This window comes from Streptomyces sp. NPDC058880 (assembly GCF_042742535.1).
In the GTDB taxonomy this organism is placed as follows: Bacteria; Actinomycetota; Actinomycetes; order Streptomycetales; family Streptomycetaceae; genus Streptomyces.
Map to the genome: position 1 here is coordinate 1 of NZ_JBHYMC010000059.1, position 17,258 is coordinate 17,258.

The window sequence follows — 17,258 nt, forward strand, 5'->3', positions numbered from 1 at the left end:
CGCCGGCCCGGGTCGGGCGGGGCGGTGACCCGCTCCGTGACCGCCACCGGCCCGGGGGGCGCGGCGCCCGCCGGCGGGCCGGCCGCGGCGGCCGGGTCGGGCGGCGGGGCGCCCTGGGTGGATTCGCTGCCGGCGCCGGCGCTCTCTGCGCTGCCGTCGGTCGTCGCTGTCATGGCTTCCCCTTAGAACAGTGTCCTGTGCTGTGCTGGGGTCTGCCGTCGGCCGGTGCGCGCCTCGTTCAGATGGCGGCGCCGACCGGCGACTCGCGATTCATATCCGCTGCCGGGTGGCGGTCACCTCTTGCGTACGACGACGAAGTCGGCGAGGTCCACGAGCTGTTCACGGACCCGCTGGGGCATGTCGATGTCGTCCAGGGCGCGGATCGCCACGGCGTGCTGGCGGCGTGCCTCGTCCGCGGTCCACCGGCGGCCGCCGGCCTCCTCGATGAGTCTCGCGCGGGCCGCGAACTCCTCCTCCGAGAAGTTCTCGAAGTCGCTGCTCTTGGCGTCGGCGGCGAGCAGCTCGGCGAGTTGCTCGGAGGCCGGGCCGCCGGCGGCGAGGGCGGCGACCACCGGGAGGGACTTCTTGCGCTGGCGCAGGTCGCTCCAGGTCTGCTTGCCGGTGGACTCCGGGTCGCCCCAGATGCCGAGCAGGTCGTCGACGGCCTGGAAGGCGAGGCCGAGGTGGTAGCCGTACTCCTCCAGCTTGTCGGCCGTTCGGTCGTCGGCTCCGCCGAGCACGGCGCCGATGGAGACCGCGCAGGCGAGCAGGGCGCCCGTCTTGTTGCCCTCCATCTCCAGGCACTCCTCGACGCTGACGCGCTCGCGGTGCTCGTAGGAGATGTCCTGGGCCTGGCCGTCGATGAGCTTGCGGCTGGCGGTGGTCAGGCGGCGGGTGGCGCGGCCGGCCTCGACGGTGCCGAGTTCCAGCAGGACCTCGTTGGCGAGGGCGAAGAGGGCGTCGCCGACCAGGATCGCCTGGGCCGGTCCGTGCACCTTCCAGACGGTGTCGCGGTGGCGGCGCTGCTCGTCGCCGTCCATCAGGTCGTCGTGGAGCAGCGAGAAGTTGTGCACGAGCTCGACGGCGACGGCGCCGGGGATGCCGATCTCGGGGGCGGCGCCGGCGGCCTCGGCGGAGAGCAGGGCGAGGGCGGGACGGACGGCCTTGCCGCCGTCGCCGTCGGCCGGGTGGCCCTGGGCGTCGATCCAGCCGAAGTGGTAGGCGGCGACGGTGTCCATGGGCGCGGCGAGCCGGTCCACGGCCGCGCGGAGCGCGGGCGTCGACATCGTCCGGCCGCGTTCCAGGAGGGCGACGGTGTCGGCCTTCTCCACGCCCCTTCCGGCTGCGCCCACACTGGCATCCGTGTTCTCGACAGCCGGATTCCCCGGGTTCACTGGCTCTCCTCTTGTTCCTGTACGTGCTGTGCTCGTGGTGCTGGTGACGGCGCTGGTGCCGGTCGTCGTGGTGGTGGTCGTCATGCCGCCTCCTGCAGAGGGTGTTCGCGGTGGCGGCCGAGCCCGGCGAGTGCGGCCTGCGCCGCGCTCAGTCCGCTCCGCACGGCGCCCTCCATGGTCGCGGGCCAACCCGTGGCAGTCCACGCACCGGCCAGGTAGAGCCCCGGCGTGTCGGTCCGGGTCCCGGGGCGCAGCCGGCCGACGCCCGGGGTTGGCGCGAAGGTGGCCGTCCGCTCCCGGGTGACGAAGAAGTCCCGTACCTTGGCGCCGCGCGCGGCGGGGAGCAGTCGTTCCAACTCGGGAAGGTACTTGGCGCGCAGCACCGAGACGGGCTCGTCGATGTCGTCCTGGGCGGCGGACTGCGACAGCGCCAGGTACTGGCCGCCGTCGGTCAGTCCGGAGGAGTCGGTGCGGTCGAAGACCCACTGCACCGGGGAGCCGAGGGCGGCGAAGAAGGGCTGCCGGAGCACCTTGCGGTCGTAGACGACGTGGACGTTCAGGATCGGTGCGGTGCCGATGTCGAGGAGCCTGCCGGGGTCGTCGAGGGCGCCGGCGGGCAGCAGTCCGTGCGCCTCGCGCTGCGGTACGGCGAGGACGACGGTGCCCGCCGCCAGGGACTCCTGCTCGGTGTCGACCCGCCAGGCCCCGTCCGGCGTACGGGTCACGGCCGTGACGCGGGTGCGCAGTTCGGTGCGGACCCCGGCGGCGTCGAGCTGTTTGCGGGCGAGGGTGTCGTGGAGGTCGCCGAGCGGTACGCGGGCCCAGCCGATGTCGGCCGCGCCCTTCTCGGAGAGCAGTCCGGTCTTGAAGACCATGGCGGCCAGGCCCAGGGAGGAGTGCTCGGCGGTGGCGTTGAGGGTCGCGATGCCGACGAGGTCCCAGAGGGCCTCGATGGTGCGGGCGGACTGCCCGTGGCGGCCGAGCCAGGTGGCGAAGTCCAGGCCGTCCAGCGCCGGGTCGGCCGGGTCGAGGCGGCGCAGGGCGAGGGCGGCGCGGCCGACACTGGCGCGCTCCGCGAGGGACAGGTGCGGGTAGCGGGCCAGCGCCCCGGCGAGGTGCAGGGGCACGGGCAGGCCGCCGCGGCGCAGCCGTCCCAGGCGCGGCCCGCCGGGGTGGGCGACGTCGAGGACGGGTACGTCGAGCCGGTCCTGGAGCGGGGCGAGCGCGGAGCCCTCGACGCGGTCGAGGAACCACCGGTAGGCGGTGCAGCAGCGCAGGTAGACGTGCTGGCCGTTGTCGACGTCGAGGTCGCCGCGCTTGAAGGAGAAGGCGAGCCCGCCGAGCCGGGGGCGGCCTTCGAGCAGGGTGACGCGGAGTCCGGCGTCGGCGAGTTCGAGGGCGGCGGTGACCCCGGCGAGGCCGCCGCCGACGACGACGGCGTGCTGGTCGGTACCGGTCATGCGTCCTCCCCCGTGGTGCGGCCGCCCTCCGGGCGGACGGGCAGGCCGCGGTCCGCAGGCAGGGACGCACCCGCCGTCGGCCCGGTTGCTCCGCCCGGCGCGCGGCCGGGACGGCACGCCGTGCCCGTACGCCGGGCGCCGCCGGCGCGCGCCGGGCGGATGCTCCGGAACGTCCCCGGGGCGGCGGCCGTGAGAGGCGGGAGTGCCTTCTTCCGGGTCACGTCCGCCTCCGGACGGCCTGGCGGGAGACGGTGCGCGCGTCGAGGCCGGACAGGCCGCGCACGGCCACGTACGCCTTCTCGTGCGGCGGCAGCGAGACCCGGCCGCGCAGGACCGCCTCCGGCTCCCGCTCGATGCGGTCGAGGAGGCGCCGGTAGATACCGGCCATGGCGGCCACGCAGGCGCCGCTGCGCCGGTCGAGCATCGGCAGCAGCCGGTAGCCCTCGGCGAACAGGGAGCGGGCACGCCGGACTTCGTGGTGGACCAGCCCGGCGAAGTCCGCGCCCGCGGACAGCCGGTCGGCCCGGAAGCCCTCCGAGCAGCCGAACTTGGCGAGGTCCTCGGCGGGCAGGTAGGTGCGTCCGTTGCCGGCGTCCTCGCGAACATCGCGCAGGATGTTGGTGAGTTGCAGGGCGAGGCCGAGCGTGTCGGCGTACTCGGCGGCGCGCGCGGCGCCGGGGGTGTCCGGGCCCGCTGCGCCCACGGTGCCGAAGACGCCGAGGGAGAGCCGTCCGATGGCGCCGGCCACGCAGCGGCAGTAGATCTTGAGGTCGTCCCAGGTCTCGTAGGTCTCGCCGCGGACGTCCATCAGCACGCCGTCGATGAGCTCGTCGAGGCCGCCGAGCGGGATCGGGAAGCGGCGGGCGGCGTGCGCCAGCGCAACGGCGACCGGATCGGTGTCGTCTTCGTCGACCTCACCGGCCCGGATCCGCCCGAGGACGGCACGGGTCTCCTCCAGGCGCGCGAACTTCGCCTCGACGGGCAGCGTGCCGTCGCCGATGTCGTCGACCCGCCGGGAGAAGGCATAGAGCGCGGACATCGCATGGCGCTTGTCGGTGGGCAGCAGCCGGATCCCGTACGCGAAATTGCGCGCCTGTGAACCGGTGACGGCCTCGCAGTAGCTGTAGGCCGCCGAGACCTGTGCGGAGACCGCGGTCGGTGCGGAAGCGTGTGTGGGGCCCTCCACGGTCGGGCTCACCCCTTTCTCGGCGCTGTGCGCAGGACGGCGGCAACCTCGCGGAGCAGGCCGCTCTTGGTCGGTTTGGGCGGGCCGGGGAGTACGTCGAAGCCTGCGGCGGTGACGGCTCGCAGGGCGGCACGCCCCCCTCCCACGAAGCCCGCGAGCAGCAGTCGGAGCCTGCCGTGCACGCTACCCACGAGCGGTACGCCTTCATTCAGCAACGCGCGTGCGCGTTCGGATTCGAAGGCGATCAGGGCGCGCACGGAGGCGCCGGCGGACGGTGCCGCCAGGTCGGCCTCGGACACGTGGAAGCGCCGCATGTCCTCGGCCGGCAGGTAGATCCGGTTCCGGCCCAGGTCCTCGGCGACGTCCTGGACGTGCTCGACGATCTGGAGGGCGGTGCAGACGGAGTCGGAGAGGCGGATCCGTTCGGGGGTGCTGGTGCCGGTGAGGGACAGCACGAGGCGGCCGACCGGTTGGGCGGACAGCTCGCAGTACGCGGCGAGGTCCGCGTAGGTCTCGTAGCGGGTGACCCGCTGGTCCTGGCGGTTGGCCTCGATGAGCGCGAGGAAGGGCTCGGGGGTCAGGCCGTGGGAGCGCACCACGGGTTGCAGCGCGAGCAGCAGGGGGTGGCGCGGGGGCCCGTCGGCGGATCCGAACACGCGCAGCAGGTCGGCCTCGAAGGCGTCCAGCATGGCGGGCGGGTCGTCCACCGCCGCGGGGTCCAGGCCGAGGAGCACGGCGTCGCGTCCGCCGGGGGCGAGGTCGCCGTCGCCGATGTCGTCGACGAGGCGGGCGTATCCGTAGACGGCCATCAGCCCGTCGCGCCAGGCCCGGGGCAGGAAGGCGGGGGCGACGGGAAAGTTCTCCGCCGCCGCCTTGTCGAGGGTGGCGCTCACGTGGACCGGGTTAGACGGGGGTCGGATGCCGTGTCCCGGGTTCACCGTCGGCCGCCCGGGGCGGGGACGGCTGCCGTCCCTGGGGGCCGGAGAATTCCCGTAGCCAATGCCGTCACATCTCCCGTTCTACACTGCCGACCCATTACATCCTATTTCGGACACGCCGCCGGAGTTTTCCCGGGGCCGTCCCAGGGCCGTTCACCTGCGGGGAATCGTCCCCTCTTGCCGCGATTCAAGACCGCCCCAGCTTACGCTGTAGAACCCCGTGGAGGCCGCCCGGGTATTCGCCGGGCCGGCGAATGTCGTCGCGCAATACGGGAACGCGGGGGCGGCGTAATCCGCGCACATGGTCAAGGCCCCCGGCGCGCTGAGCGGCGGGGGCCTTCGGTGAAGCGGGCAAGCGCCTCGCAGGACGCCGCGCGACCCGGGGATCAGCCGTTGGTGGCCTTCTCGTAGGCCGAGACGACTTCCTCCGTCGGCCCGTCCATCAGGAGCTCGCCCTTCTCCAGCCACAGCACCCGGTCGCAGGTGTCCCGGATGGACTTGTTGTTGTGACTGACGAGGAAGACCGTGCCGGCCTTCTCCCGGAGCTCCTTGATCCGATTCTCCGAACGCACCTGGAAGGCGCGGTCACCGGTGGCGAGGGCCTCGTCGATCATCAGGACGTCGTGATCCTTGGCCGCCGCGATGGAGAACCGCAGCCGCGCCGCCATACCGGAGGAGTACGTGCGCATCGGCAGGGAGACGAAATCCCCCTTCTCGTTGATGCCGGAGAAGTCGACGATGCTCTGGTAGCGCTCCTTGATCTGCTCACGGCTCATACCCATGGCGAGACCGCCGAGGACGATGTTGCGCTCACCGGTGAGGTCGTTCATCAGCGCGGCGTTCACGCCGAGCAGCGAGGGCTGGCCGTCGGTGTAGACCTTGCCCTCCTCGCAGGGCAGCAGGCCGGCGATGGCGCGCAGCAGGGTGGACTTGCCGGAGCCGTTGGAGCCGATGAGGCCGATGGCCTCGCCGCGGTAGGCGGTGAAGGAGACCCCGCGCACGGCGTGGACGCGGCGCACGCCCGGGGCGTCGCCCTTCCTCCGGCGGACTATCTTGCTGAGCGCGGCGGTGGCCGCGCCCCTGCCGCTGCTGCCGACGTTGACGCGGTAGACGATGTGAACGCCGTCCGCGATCACTGTGGGGACGCGTCCCCTGGTGTTGTCATCCACGGCCGTAACGCTCCTCAGACTTCCAGAAGTACACGAAGCCGCCGAGGCCGATCACCGCGGCCCAGCCCACGGCGAAGAGCCACACGTGCGGAGGCAGGTTGCTCGCGCCGTAGTCGTCGATCAGGGCGAACCGGATCAGGTCCATGTAGATCGCGACGGGGTTCAGCAGCAGCGCGTCGCTGATCCACTGCGGCTGCTCCTTGAGGTAGATCCCGATCGGGAACATGACGCCCGACGCGTACATCCAGGTACGCATCACGAACGGCATCAGCTGCGCCAGGTCGGGGGTCTTCGAGCCCATCCGCGCGAAGATCATGGCGAGGCCGGTGTTGAAGACGAACTGGAGCGCCAGCGTCGGGATCACCAGCAGCCAGGACAGCCGCGGGTAGTTGCCGAACCAGACCGCGACCACGAAGACGACGATCATCGAGTACAGCAGCTGCTGGAGCTGCTGGAGCGAGAACGACACCGGCAGGGAGGCGCGCGGGAAGTGCAGCGCGCGCACCAGCCCGAGGTTCCCCGAGATCGCCCGGACGCCCGCCATCACCGAACTCTGCGTGAAGGTGAAGACGAAGATGCCCATCACCAGGAAGGGGATGTAGACGTCCTTGGGCATCTCCCGGCCCGCGCCGATGATGAGGCCGAAGATCAGCCAGTAGACGAGCGCGTTCAGCAGGGGGGTCACCACCTGCCACACCTGACCGAGCTTCGCCTGGCTGTACTGCGCGACCAGCTTGGCCCGGGAGAAGGCCATGATGAAGTGGCGCCGGCCCCAGAGCTGCCGCACGTACTCGCCCAGGCCGGGCCGGGCGCCGCTGACCGACAGGCCGTACTTCCTGGCGAGCTCCGCGGCGCTGAGCCCCGCGTCTGCGGACGGCGGCCTGCTCGTGGCGAGGGCGCCGTCGTGGGTTGTGTCACTCACAAGTTGAAACTTTCGTCTTCAAGATGCGGCCAGGTGGGCAGCAGGCTGGTGGCTCGAAGCCCGTTTTCGCGCCATGTTCGCAGACGCGGGCTGGTCAGATGACGGGAGGTCGGCCCAGACGGGTCAACCGCCAGACCGTACGCCATCTCATCGGGCGGCGGGGCCCGCAGGGAGTGGCCCATCCCTCGCGGAACCCGCCGAACCAGGCCTTGAGCGCCGGGCCCGACGGCTTCCGCAGGAGCGTCAGCATCAGCCAGACGCCCAGGTAGACCGGTACCAGCGGGGCGGGCAGGTTGCGGCGGGCGAGCCACACCCGGTTACGGGCCACCATACGGTGGTAGACCGCGTGCCGGGAGGGGGCGGTGGTCGGATGGAGCAGGACCATGTCCGCGCGGTAGTCGATCAGCCACCCCGCGTCGAGCGCGCGCCAGGCCAGGTCGGTCTCCTCGTGAGCGTAGAAGAACTCCCCCGGCAGGACTCCGGCCTGCTGGAACACCGTGGTGCGGACGGCGTTGGCACCGCCCAGGAAGGTGGTCACGCGTGAGGACCGCATCGGGTCCGAGGCGCGCAGCCGCGGCACGTGGCGGCGCTGCGTCCGCCCGGTGTCCGGGTCGGCGATCCGGAAGCTGATGATCCCGAGCTCGGGGTCCTCGGCGAAGGCCTGGCGGCACAGCTCGGCGGTGTCGGTGCGCTCCAGCAGCCCGTCGTCGTCGAGGAAGAGCAGGGCGTCCACCTCGCGGCCGCCGGGCCCGAAGGCCTCGATGCCGACGTTGCGGCCGCCCGGGATGCCGAGGTTCTCGGGCAGGTCGACGCAGCGGACGCCCGGCGGCAGGTCCGCCACCTCGGACACCCGTACTCCCTGGCCCACGACGACGACCTCGACCGGGTCGCCGTCCTGGCGGGCCACCGAGTCCAGGAGGGCCTTGAGCTCGTCGGGCCGGTTGCCCATGGTGATGATCACGGCGCCCAGCCGCATCGGGGCGGTCACTTCAGCCTGCTGGAAGCGAGGATCGACACCAGGTGCAGCACGGTCTGGAGCATCGCGATGCCCGCGAGGACGGCGACGCCGACGCGCGACCAGTAGAGATCGCCGCGCATCTGGTCCAGGACGGCCAGGAACAGGATGAGCAGCGAGGCCTCGATGCCGAGGATCAGGCGGTGGAACTTGAGCGCGGCCGCCGCGCGGCGCGCGAGGGCCATGCCCTTGGCGCGCGGCTCGGCCGCCGCGTCCTTGACCACGGGCTTCCCCGCCTGGTGGCGGGCGACTCCGACCAGGTCCGTCTCTGCCTTGATCAGGATGGCGCCGAGCGCGGCGAGCGTGCCGAGGAAGGCCCACAGCCAGTCGGCGCCTCCGGTGCCCCCCAGGTCGGCGGCGCGCAGGCCGAAGCCGACCAGGACCGCCGCGTCGCACAGGTAGGCGCCGACCCGGTCCAGGTAGACCCCGGAAAGCGAGTACTGCTTCTTCCAGCGGGCGACCTCGCCGTCGACGCAGTCGAGCAGCAGGTACAGCTGGACCGCGACCACGCCGAGGACGGCGCCCCAGACGCCCGGCACCAGCAGCGCCGGCAGGGCGAGGACGCCGGCGAGGGTCATCAGGTAGGTCAGCTGGTTGGGGGTGACCTTGGTGGTGACCAGGACGCGGGTGATGCGCAGGGAGATCTCGCGCATGTAGAGGCGCCCGCCCCAGTGCTCGCCGCTGACCCGGTCCTTCACGCCCGCGGGGTGGACGACGGGCCTCAGTTCAGCTACGGATGGTCTTGGCATAGTCGGCGTATGCGTCCCTGATCTCGGCGGCGGACAGGTTGAGGTGCTCCAGGACGGTGAAGCGTCCCGGGCGGGTCTGGGGGGCGTACTCGACGGCCGCGACGAACTCCTCGACGCTGAAGCCGATCTCCTCGGGGGCGACCGGCAGGCCGTGCCGGCGCAGCACCTCGACGAAGTGGCCGGAGGCGTCCGCGGCCCCGCGCAGGTGCATCGCGAAGGCCGCTCCGATGCCGACCTGCTCTCCGTGCAGCGCGGAGCGCCCCGGGTAGAGCAGGTCGAAGGCGTGGCTGATCTCGTGGCAGGCCCCGGAGGAGGGGCGGGAGTCCCCGCTGATCGACATGGCGATGCCGGAGAGCACGAGCGCCTCGGAGAGCACGGTGAGGAACTCGTCGTCACCGCAGCCGCCCGGGTGGCGCAGCACGGACTCGCCCGCGGTACGGGCCATGGCCGCGGCCAGGCCGTCGACGGGCTCGCCGGTGGTCCGGTGCGAGAGCTCCCAGTCGGCGATCGCCGAGATGTTGGAGATCGCGTCGCCGATGCCGGCGCGGATGAACCGCACCGGGGCTTCCTTGATGACGTCGAGGTCGATCACCATGGCGATCGGCGTGGGGACGCCGTAGGAGCCGCGGCCGTTGTCGTTGTCCAGGATGGACACCGGCGAGCAGATCCCGTCGTGCGAGAGGTTGGTGGCGACGGCCACCATGGGCAGCCCGACCCGCGCCGCGGCGTACTTGGCCACGTCGATGATCTTGCCGCCGCCCAGGCCCACGACGGCGTCGTAGCGGCGGCCCTTTATGTCGTCGGCCAGCTTGACCGCGGAGTCGATGGTGCCGTCGACGACGGCGTACCAGTCGGCGTGCGGGAGCACGGGCTCCAGCTTGGCGCGCAGCGCCACGCCGGAGCCCCCGCTGATGGCGATGGCGAGCTTGCCGGAGGCGGAGATCCGCTGGTCGGCGAGGAGGCCGGCCAGGTCGTCCATCGCCCCGCGGCTGATGTCGACGACGACGGGCGAGGGGATGAGCCTCGTCAGTACTGGCATGCGATCGTCCGGCCCTTGGCGAGGTCGTCGTGGTTGTCGATCTCGACCCACTTGACGTCGCCGATGGGGGCCACGTCGACCACGAAGCCGTCGTTGACGAGCTGCTGGTAGCCGTCCTCGTAGTAGAGGTCCGGGTCGCGCTCGAAGGTGGTCTTCAGCGCCTCGGCCAGGGCCTCGGCCGCCTCGGGCTCGATGAGGGTGACGCCGATGTACTCGCCGGTGGCGTCGGCGGGGTCCATCAGCTTGGTGATCTTCCGTACGCCCTCGCCGTCGGCGGTGACGACCTTCATCTCCTCGTCGGCCAGGTCCTTGACCGTGTCGAGGGCGAGGATGATCTTCTGGCCGTTGCCGCGGGCGGCGAGGAGGGTCTCCTCGACGGAGACCGGGTGGACGGTGTCGCCGTTGGCGAGGATCACACCGCGCCGCAGCACCTCACGCGCGCACCACAGGGAGTAGGCGTTGTTCCACTCCTCGGCCTTGTCGTTGTCGATCAGAGTGATCTTCAGCCCGTACGTGGCCTCCAGCGCGGCCTGGCGCGCGTAGACGGCCTCCTTGCGGTAGCCGACGACGATCGCGACCTCGGTGAGACCGACCGCGGCGAAGTTGCCGAGGGTCAGGTCGAGGACCGTCAGGCTCTCCTCGTCGCCCTCGGGGCCGACGGGCACGAGGGCCTTGGGCAGGGTGTCGGTGTAGGGGCGCAGGCGGCGTCCCGCACCGGCAGCGAGGACAAGGCCGATCATGCTGGTTCTCCTTCGTCATGTACGGCGGGTGCCCCGGAGGAGACCCAGAAGCGGATGCTCTCCACGAGCACCACGAGTGCCACGAACACGGCCAGGACCGTGAGCGCGACGGGGAAGTCCGATGCGCGGTCCACGAGGACGGCGGCGAGGACCGTGGTCAGCAGGACCCGTCCCTCGTGGCCGCCGATCGTCCGCACCAGCCAGTGCGGGGGCGCGCCGGTGCCGCCGCGAATGCGGTACACCGTGTCGTAGTGATGGTAGGCGACCGCCGCGATCAGGCCGAATGCCGCCGGAAGCGCGCCGGGGACGTCCGCCTTGGCGGCAAGAGCGAGGACCGTCACGTACTCGGCCGCCCGGAACAGCGGCGGGATCAGCCAGTCGAGTGCGCCCCGCAGCGGGGCGGCGACGGCGAGGCCCGCGGTCATGACGTAGATCACGGCGACGGCGATGAGCCTCGGGTCCCCGAAGGGGAGGTACAGGGCGGCTGCGGCCATCAGCACGGTGCCGAGGGCGGCGACGTACACGGACCCGAAGGAGCCGGCCCGCCCGCGCAGCAGCCTGGCCTGGAACTCCGCGAGCGGGCCCGAGTCGGCGAGGTCGGCGAGCGCCTGGGCGGCGCGGTCGGTGCGCCGGGCCCTGCGGGTCAGGGACCGCAGGACGCGGCCGGCGGTGGTGTACAGCGCGCCGAACGCGCAGCCGGCGATCAGGGCGTAGAAGACGATCCGGGGGGTGGTCAGGGCGGTCAGGACCGCGATCATCGCCCAGCGCTCGCCGATCGGCAGGATGATCATCCGCCGGACCCACACCGTCCAGCCGACGCTGTCGAGCCGGTCCGACAGGGCGGCGGTCGGGCTCGTGTTGGCGGTGGCGTCGTGGTTGGCCTCGTTGAAGGAGAAGTCCACGACGTGCCGGCAGGTCATCAGGATCATGGCGCCGAGGGCGAGGCCCCAGACGTCGTCGCCGTTGCGGGCGGCACCGAGCGCGAGGCCGGCGTAGAAGGAGTACTCCTTGGCCCGGTCGAAGGTCGCGTCGAGCCAGGCTCCCATCGTCGAGTACTGCAGGGAATAGCGGGCGAGCTGCCCGTCGGTGCAGTCCAGGACGAAGGACACGATGAGGAGCACACCGGCCGCGACGTAGCCCCAGCGCTCGCCCGTGGCCGCGCAGCCGGCCGCGATCAGTGCGGTGACCAGCGAGGCGGTGGTGACCTGGTTCGGGGTCAGACCGCGGCGCGCGCACCATCGGGCGAGGTAGCGCGAGTAGGGGCTGATACAGAAGGTGGTGAAGAACCCGTCGCGGGACTTCACGGCCGACCGCAGCCGGACGGCCTCCTCGTCCACGGCGGCGACCGCGGCGGCAGCCGCCGCCCGCTCGTCCGCGCCGGCGGGGACGGTGGCGACCAGGCTGCCGAGTTCGGGGCGCTGGACGGTGGTCCCGGCGGCCTCGACGGCGGCGGCGAGCCGGTCGGCGTAGGAGGCGGCCCCGTGGGCGCCCTCGGACGCCACCGCCTTGTCGAGGGCTTCGCGGGCACCCGCCTGGACGGAGAGGGCACCGGTGACGGCACAGGCGTCGAAGCGCGGGTCGGTCAGCGCCAGCCGCAGGGAGTGGACGTGGCCGACGAAGGCGCTGTCCACGACGGCCACCCGCTGGTCGGCGGGTACGCCGGCCAGTGCGGCTGCGGCGTCCTGGGGACCGGCGGCCGGGCGGACCTCGAAGCCGAGTGAGCGGAGCTCGTCCGCGAGCGGCGATCCGGGGACCGGCAGGCCGGTGAGGATGACGGTCGGCAGACGAACTCACTCCTTGTGACGGATTCCGAACGCGCGCACCCGTGGGGCGGCACGTCGGCAGAGGCTATCGGATGAAGGGAACCAGGGATTCATCGCCCGTTTACGCCCTGACAAGCCGAATATCCGGGGTCGGGCCGCGTCGTGATCATCATCGGTGATCACGATGCGGTACCACAAACGGCCCGGATGTTACGGTGGACACGCCCCTGCAGGTGTCGAGCGGAAACGAGGTGGGTTGATGACCGTCGCGAGGGTCGCGGCCGAGCGCTGCGAGCTCCGGTGCATCTCCCCCTTCCTCCGGGCGACCGGCCGGGCCTGATCCATCGTTCCCCGTATCGAGCCGGGAACGTCCAGATCGGCCGGAGCCCCTGTTCCCAGGGTTCACGTTGACCGACGACATCAGTGACGTCAGCATCACCGACGCCGCCTCCTTCGAGGCTTTCCTCACCCTCCACCACGGCCTTCCCCGGCAGGCTCCGGGCTCCGACGCGAGCACCCGCGCCCTGCTGTCCCTGTGCGGGCCGCTGCCCGAGCGTCCACGCGTCCTCGACCTGGGCTGCGGTCCGGGCCGCAGCGCGCTGCTGCTCGCCGCCGAGGCGGGCGGGCCCGGCCCGGACGCCGCCGAGGTGACCGCCGTGGACCTGCACGGCCCCTTCCTCGACGAGCTCCGCGCGGCCGCGGCGGACCGCGGCCTCACCGACCGGATCCGCACCGTCGAGGCGGACATGGGCGCGCTGCCCGCCGAAGAGGCCGGGGACGGCTCCTTCGACCTCGTCTGGGCGGAGGGCTCCGCCTACATCCTGGGCTTCGACACCGCGCTCGCGCGGTGGAAGCGGCTCCTCGCCCCGGGCGGCACGCTCGTGCTGACCGAGTGCGAGTGGACGGCAGCGGAGCCGTCCGCCGGGGCCCGCGCCTTCTGGGACCCCCAGTACCCGCTGCGCTCCACCGCCGGAAACGTCGCGGCCGCGCAGGCCGCCGGCTACCGGGTCCTGGGCGTGCACCCGCTGCCCGAATCCGACTGGGAGGAGTACTACGGCCCACTCGCCGAGCGGGTCCGCGACCGGTCCGGGGACGGCTCCCCTGCCCTGGCGCGGGCGCTGGCCGCCACCCGCGAGGAGCTCGGCGTACGGGCCCGGCACGGGCACGAGTACGGCTACACGGGCTACGTCCTGCGTCCGGTGGAGGCCGGCGCGGACGGGGCCTGGCCGGCCCGTCCGGAGACCGCTGCGGACACCGCCGCCGTGCGGGCGGTCCACCTGGCGGCCTTCGAGACCCCGCTGGAGGCGGATCTCGTGGACGCGCTGCGTGCGGACCCCTCCTGGCCGGCCGCGCTGTCGTACGTGGTCGAGGCCCCGGACGGCTCGGTGGCGGCGCACGCCCTGCTCACCCGGTGCGAGGTCGGCGGCGCCCCGGCGCTGGCGCTCGCCCCGGTGGCGGTCGCTCCGGCGCACCAGCGCTCGGGGGCGGGCAGCGCGGTGGTGAGGGCCCTGCTCGCGGCGGCGCGGGAGCGGGGTGAGTCGCTGGTGCTGGTGCTGGGGCACCCGGCCTACTACCCGCGCTTCGGATTCACCGCGGCGTCACGATTCGGGATCCGGGGCCCCTTCGAGGTCCCCGACGAGGCGCTGATGGCGCTGGTGCTGGACGGTTCCGGACCGGTGCCGGCGGGGACGATCGCGTATCCGGCCCCGTTCGGAGTCTGACGGGCGGGAGGGCCGCGCAGGGGCATCCGCCCCCGCTCAGGGGCCGTCCCGCGGACCGCGACCGGGGCCGCGGGACGGGCCGTAGCACGCGGCGGGGGGCGTGCATACACGGATGTCCGAAGTGGGGACAAGCCTCTTTTGTACGGCAGACTGAAGGCCGAAGTCCGAAGCGAAGGATGGGTATGCCGACCACACCAGCCACCGCCGCGAACAGCGCGTCCAACGGCACCGGTACTCAAGAACCGATCATGCTCGAACTGGTCGACGAGTCCGGGAACACCATCGGCACGGCGGAGAAGCTCTCCGCCCACCAGGCACCGGGGCAGCTGCACCGGGCGTTCTCCGTGTTCCTGTTCGACGAGCGGGGCCGTCTGCTGCTCCAGCAGCGGGCCCTCGGGAAGTACCACTCGCCGGGCGTCTGGTCGAACACCTGTTGCGGCCACCCGTACCCCGGGGAGTCTCCGTTCGCGGCGGCGGCCCGGCGGACCCACGAGGAGCTGGGGCTGTCGCCCTCGCTGCTCGCGGAGGCGGGAACGGTGCGCTACAACCACCCGGACCCCGCGTCGGGCCTCGTGGAGCAGGAGTTCAATCACCTGTTCGTGGGACTTGCGCAGGCTGCCGTGCGGCCGGACCCGGAGGAGGTCGAGGACACCGCCTTCGTCACCGCCGAGGAGTTGGCGAAGCGGCACGCCGAGGTGCCGTTCTCGGCCTGGTTCATGACCGTGCTGGACGCGGCGCGGCCCGCGATCCGCGAGCTGACCGGCGACGCGGCGGGCTGGTAGCCCGTAGGCGTCCTCGCCACTCCCGCCGTCCGCCGCTCAGCGGGCGGTCGGCGGGGTGGCGATCGGGAGGGCCGCCCAGACGACCTTGCCGCCGGTGGAGGTGTGTTCGACGTCGCAGACCCCGCCGTACTCCAGGGTGATCTCCCGGACGAGCAGGAGGCCGCGGCCTCCGGTCTGGCCGAAATCGGCCTCCAGCGCCTTGGGGCGGTAGGGGTGACTGTCCTCGACGGCGACCCGTACCCACTCGCGGCCGATCGCGACCTCGACCGCGACCTCGGGCGAGAGCAGGGCGGCGTGCCGCACCGAGTTCGTCACCAGTTCGGAGACGATCAGGAGCAGGGAGTACACGAGGTCCTGCGCGGCCGGCACCCCCTGGCGCCCGAGCAGGTCCCGCACGGCCCGGCGGGCCTGCGGAACGGATTCTTCAACCGCGGGAGCGGTGAACCTCCACACACCCTCGTAGGCGAGGGGGTCGGCCGGGGCCTCCGGTACCCCTTCCCCGGCTCGTGGGCCGCTCCCGCTGGCGTCCATCTCCCGGCCCCCGTCTTCGCGCTCGATCGTCTCCACGCGACAAGAGTGGTGAAGGGGTGGATCCGGCCCGGACCGCTGACCAGAAGTCAGCGTCAATAGGACAGTTTCCGACCACTGGCGAGTGACTGCGTCAGTTGTTGGTCTGTTCCTGATCTTCTGCCGGACGCTTCTCGGCCGCCTCACGCGCCCCCTGCCCGGCGGCGGGGCCCGCGCCCGGCTCGTCTTCGCTGACCAACCCCAGGATGCGGCGCGCCCCCATCCCCATCGCGATGAGGCTCAGGCCGTCGAACAACAGGGCGAGCGAGAAGAAGGTTCCGATCACGTAGAGGCTGTTGCCCGGCCAGTTCGAGAGGATCAGGAAGCCCAGCAGCACGCCGAAGGCGCCCTGGACCAGCGCGAGCCCGAAGTTGGCACCGCGCACCACCAAGGCGCCGACCAGCCGGAACAGTCCCCCGGTGAGGAAGAGCAGGGCCGCGAACATGGTCAGTGCCTCGGCGCTCGCCTCGGGGCGGCGCAGGATCACGAAGCCGGCCGCGATGTTGATCGCGGCGACGATGACGGCGAGCCAGAAGTAGCTGCTTCCCCGCGACTGCACCGCCTGCACCAGCCCGACCACGCCGCCGATGAGCAGCAGCCAGCCGAAGAGGAACATCGAGGTGAGCGTGGCGAGGCCGGTGTAGATCAGTCCGACCAGTCCGGCCAGTACGAGGAACACCCCGAGCACGGCCATCAGCCCGAAGCTGCGGCTGACCTTCTTCTTCTCCCGCCGCGGTTCCCCGCCTCCGGCCGCGGTGTCCTGCGCACGGTCTGCACCCATGGACGTGCCACCTCCTCACACCCCCTGGTGGGGTCCGGGAAGACCCCGTCGCAGCGGACCCCGCCCGTCGGTCCGCCGGACCGACGAGACGCCCCCCGAGGACTCCCCTGATCATAGGTTTCACCGCCCGGGATAGCATCCGGCGCATGGATGAAGCCCGGGACGCAACCCTCCTGCACACGGTCTGCGACGGGCTCGCCACCGTCGTCGTCTCGCACCCCGCCAAGCGCAACGCCATGACCGCCGCGATGTGGCGGAGGCTCCCCGGGCTGCTGGACGGCCTGGCCTGCGACCCGGCCGTCCGGGTGCTCGTCCTGACCGGAGCCGGGCCGACGTTCTGCGCGGGCGCCGACATCTCCTCCCTCACCGGGGACGAGGACCCGCGGGCCCTCGCGGTGGCTGCGGAGGAGGCCCTGGCGGCCTTCCCCAAGCCGACCCTGGCGGCGATCCGGGGCTTCTGCGTGGGCGGCGGCAGCCAGCTGGCGGCCGCCTGCGACCTGCGTTTCGCCGAGGAGGGGGCGTCCTTCGGGGTGACCCCGGCGAAGCTGGGCATCGTCTACCCGGCGTCCTCCACCCGCAGGCTCGCCTCCCTGGTCGGCCCGGCCTGGGCCAAGTACCTCCTGTTCTCCGCGGAGCTGATGGGGGCGGAAGAGGCGCTGCGCGCCGGGTTCCTCAACGAGCTGCTGCCGGCCGGCGGGCTCGACCAGCGCGTGGCCGCGTTCACGAAGGTCCTGGCCTCCCGCTCGCAGCTGACGCAGGCGGCCGCCAAGGAATTCGCGGACGGCCGCACCGACCGGGAGGCGTACTGGGAGGAGCAGGCGGCCGGGAGCGACGACACTGCCGAGGGCGTCGCCGCGTTCCTGGAACGCCGGGCGCCCCGCTTCACATGGGCCCCGTGACGACGCCCCCGTGAGGACGCCGCACGGCGACGATCCCGTGGCCGCGTGGTGGGCAGACCCCCTCGGGTGGGCGCCATGCAGGGCGTCCCGCCTGTCCGGCCGCGCCGGGGGCCGGCCGGCACGCCGATAGGAT

Annotated in this window: 16 protein-coding genes; 3 read left to right on the forward strand and 13 right to left on the reverse strand. The window is 72.5% G+C overall.

The genetic code is table 11. The features are described from left to right. Nucleotides 1-293: 293 nt before the first annotated feature. From ACFW2G_RS26370 to ACFW2G_RS26420, 11 genes are all read right to left on the reverse strand, one after another. Nucleotides 294-1,478 (reverse strand): polyprenyl synthetase family protein, encoded by a 1,185-nt coding sequence (locus ACFW2G_RS26370; RefSeq protein WP_384447537.1) that lies wholly within the window; start codon nucleotides 1,476-1,478, stop codon nucleotides 294-296. Beyond that, a complete protein-coding gene (gene hpnE / locus ACFW2G_RS26375) occupies nucleotides 1,475-2,854 on the reverse strand; it encodes a hydroxysqualene dehydroxylase HpnE (protein ID WP_384447534.1) in 1,380 nt (459 codons plus the stop codon). Before hpnE ends, ACFW2G_RS26370 begins: the two co-directional genes overlap by 4 nt. 217 nt (nucleotides 2,855-3,071) lie before the next feature. Next, complete coding sequence (hpnD, locus tag ACFW2G_RS26380) at nucleotides 3,072-4,052, reverse strand: presqualene diphosphate synthase HpnD (RefSeq protein WP_106967503.1); 981 nt, start codon at nucleotides 4,050-4,052, stop codon at nucleotides 3,072-3,074. Beyond that, complete coding sequence (hpnC, locus tag ACFW2G_RS26385; protein ID WP_384447529.1) at nucleotides 4,049-4,933, reverse strand: squalene synthase HpnC; 885 nt, start codon at nucleotides 4,931-4,933, stop codon at nucleotides 4,049-4,051. The genes hpnD and hpnC overlap by 4 nt, the downstream gene beginning before the upstream one ends. Nucleotides 4,934-5,364: 431 nt before the next feature. Beyond that, complete coding sequence (locus tag ACFW2G_RS26390; protein ID WP_384447526.1) at nucleotides 5,365-6,147, reverse strand: ABC transporter ATP-binding protein; 783 nt, start codon at nucleotides 6,145-6,147, stop codon at nucleotides 5,365-5,367. Beyond that, complete coding sequence (locus ACFW2G_RS26395; protein WP_384580848.1) at nucleotides 6,140-7,069, reverse strand: ABC transporter permease; 930 nt, start codon at nucleotides 7,067-7,069, stop codon at nucleotides 6,140-6,142. The genes ACFW2G_RS26390 and ACFW2G_RS26395 overlap by 8 nt, the downstream gene beginning before the upstream one ends. Before the next feature lie 94 nt (nucleotides 7,070-7,163). Beyond that, the gene (locus ACFW2G_RS26400; RefSeq protein WP_370466671.1) at nucleotides 7,164-8,045 is read right to left on the reverse strand and encodes a glycosyltransferase family 2 protein; all 882 of its coding nucleotides are present in this window, start codon (nucleotides 8,043-8,045) and stop codon (nucleotides 7,164-7,166) included. An 8-nt stretch (nucleotides 8,046-8,053) separates the two neighbouring features. Beyond that, nucleotides 8,054-8,833, reverse strand: a complete 780-nt coding sequence (locus tag ACFW2G_RS26405; protein WP_078555802.1) for a CDP-alcohol phosphatidyltransferase family protein — start codon at nucleotides 8,831-8,833, stop codon at nucleotides 8,054-8,056. After that, a complete protein-coding gene (locus ACFW2G_RS26410) occupies nucleotides 8,811-9,872 on the reverse strand; it encodes an iron-containing alcohol dehydrogenase family protein (RefSeq protein ID WP_037916034.1) in 1,062 nt (353 codons plus the stop codon). Before ACFW2G_RS26410 ends, ACFW2G_RS26405 begins: the two co-directional genes overlap by 23 nt. Further along, nucleotides 9,860-10,612, reverse strand: coding sequence for a sugar phosphate nucleotidyltransferase (locus ACFW2G_RS26415; RefSeq protein ID WP_037916031.1), 753 nt, complete (start codon nucleotides 10,610-10,612; stop codon nucleotides 9,860-9,862). The genes ACFW2G_RS26410 and ACFW2G_RS26415 overlap by 13 nt, the downstream gene beginning before the upstream one ends. Then, entirely contained in the window at nucleotides 10,609-12,243 is a 1,635-nt protein-coding gene (locus tag ACFW2G_RS26420) for a DUF5941 domain-containing protein (protein WP_384580850.1), read from the reverse strand. The genes ACFW2G_RS26415 and ACFW2G_RS26420 overlap by 4 nt, the downstream gene beginning before the upstream one ends. Nucleotides 12,244-12,782: 539 nt before the next feature. On the opposite strand from ACFW2G_RS26420, the gene ACFW2G_RS26425 reads away from it, so the two are divergent. Together ACFW2G_RS26425 and idi are read left to right on the forward strand one after the other, a co-directional pair. After that, nucleotides 12,783-14,096 (forward strand): GNAT family N-acetyltransferase, encoded by a 1,314-nt coding sequence (locus tag ACFW2G_RS26425; RefSeq protein ID WP_384580852.1) that lies wholly within the window; start codon nucleotides 12,783-12,785, stop codon nucleotides 14,094-14,096. Nucleotides 14,097-14,278: 182 nt separating this feature from the next. Next, complete coding sequence (gene idi / locus ACFW2G_RS26430; protein WP_037916025.1) at nucleotides 14,279-14,878, forward strand: isopentenyl-diphosphate Delta-isomerase; 600 nt, start codon at nucleotides 14,279-14,281, stop codon at nucleotides 14,876-14,878. A gap of 36 nt (nucleotides 14,879-14,914) precedes the next feature. Here idi and ACFW2G_RS26435 read toward each other — a convergent pair whose 3' ends face one another. Together ACFW2G_RS26435 and ACFW2G_RS26440 are read right to left on the reverse strand one after the other, a co-directional pair. Next, nucleotides 14,915-15,409 (reverse strand): ATP-binding protein, encoded by a 495-nt coding sequence (locus tag ACFW2G_RS26435; protein WP_384447678.1) that lies wholly within the window; start codon nucleotides 15,407-15,409, stop codon nucleotides 14,915-14,917. Between the two features lie 130 nt (nucleotides 15,410-15,539). Next, complete coding sequence (locus ACFW2G_RS26440) at nucleotides 15,540-16,226, reverse strand: HdeD family acid-resistance protein (RefSeq protein ID WP_384580855.1); 687 nt, start codon at nucleotides 16,224-16,226, stop codon at nucleotides 15,540-15,542. 146 nt (nucleotides 16,227-16,372) lie between these two features. On the opposite strand from ACFW2G_RS26440, the gene ACFW2G_RS26445 reads away from it, so the two are divergent. After that, on the forward strand, nucleotides 16,373-17,125 hold the full coding sequence (locus ACFW2G_RS26445) for an enoyl-CoA hydratase/isomerase family protein (protein ID WP_384580857.1): 753 nt from the start codon (nucleotides 16,373-16,375) through the stop codon (nucleotides 17,123-17,125). Nucleotides 17,126-17,258 lie beyond the last annotated feature (133 nt).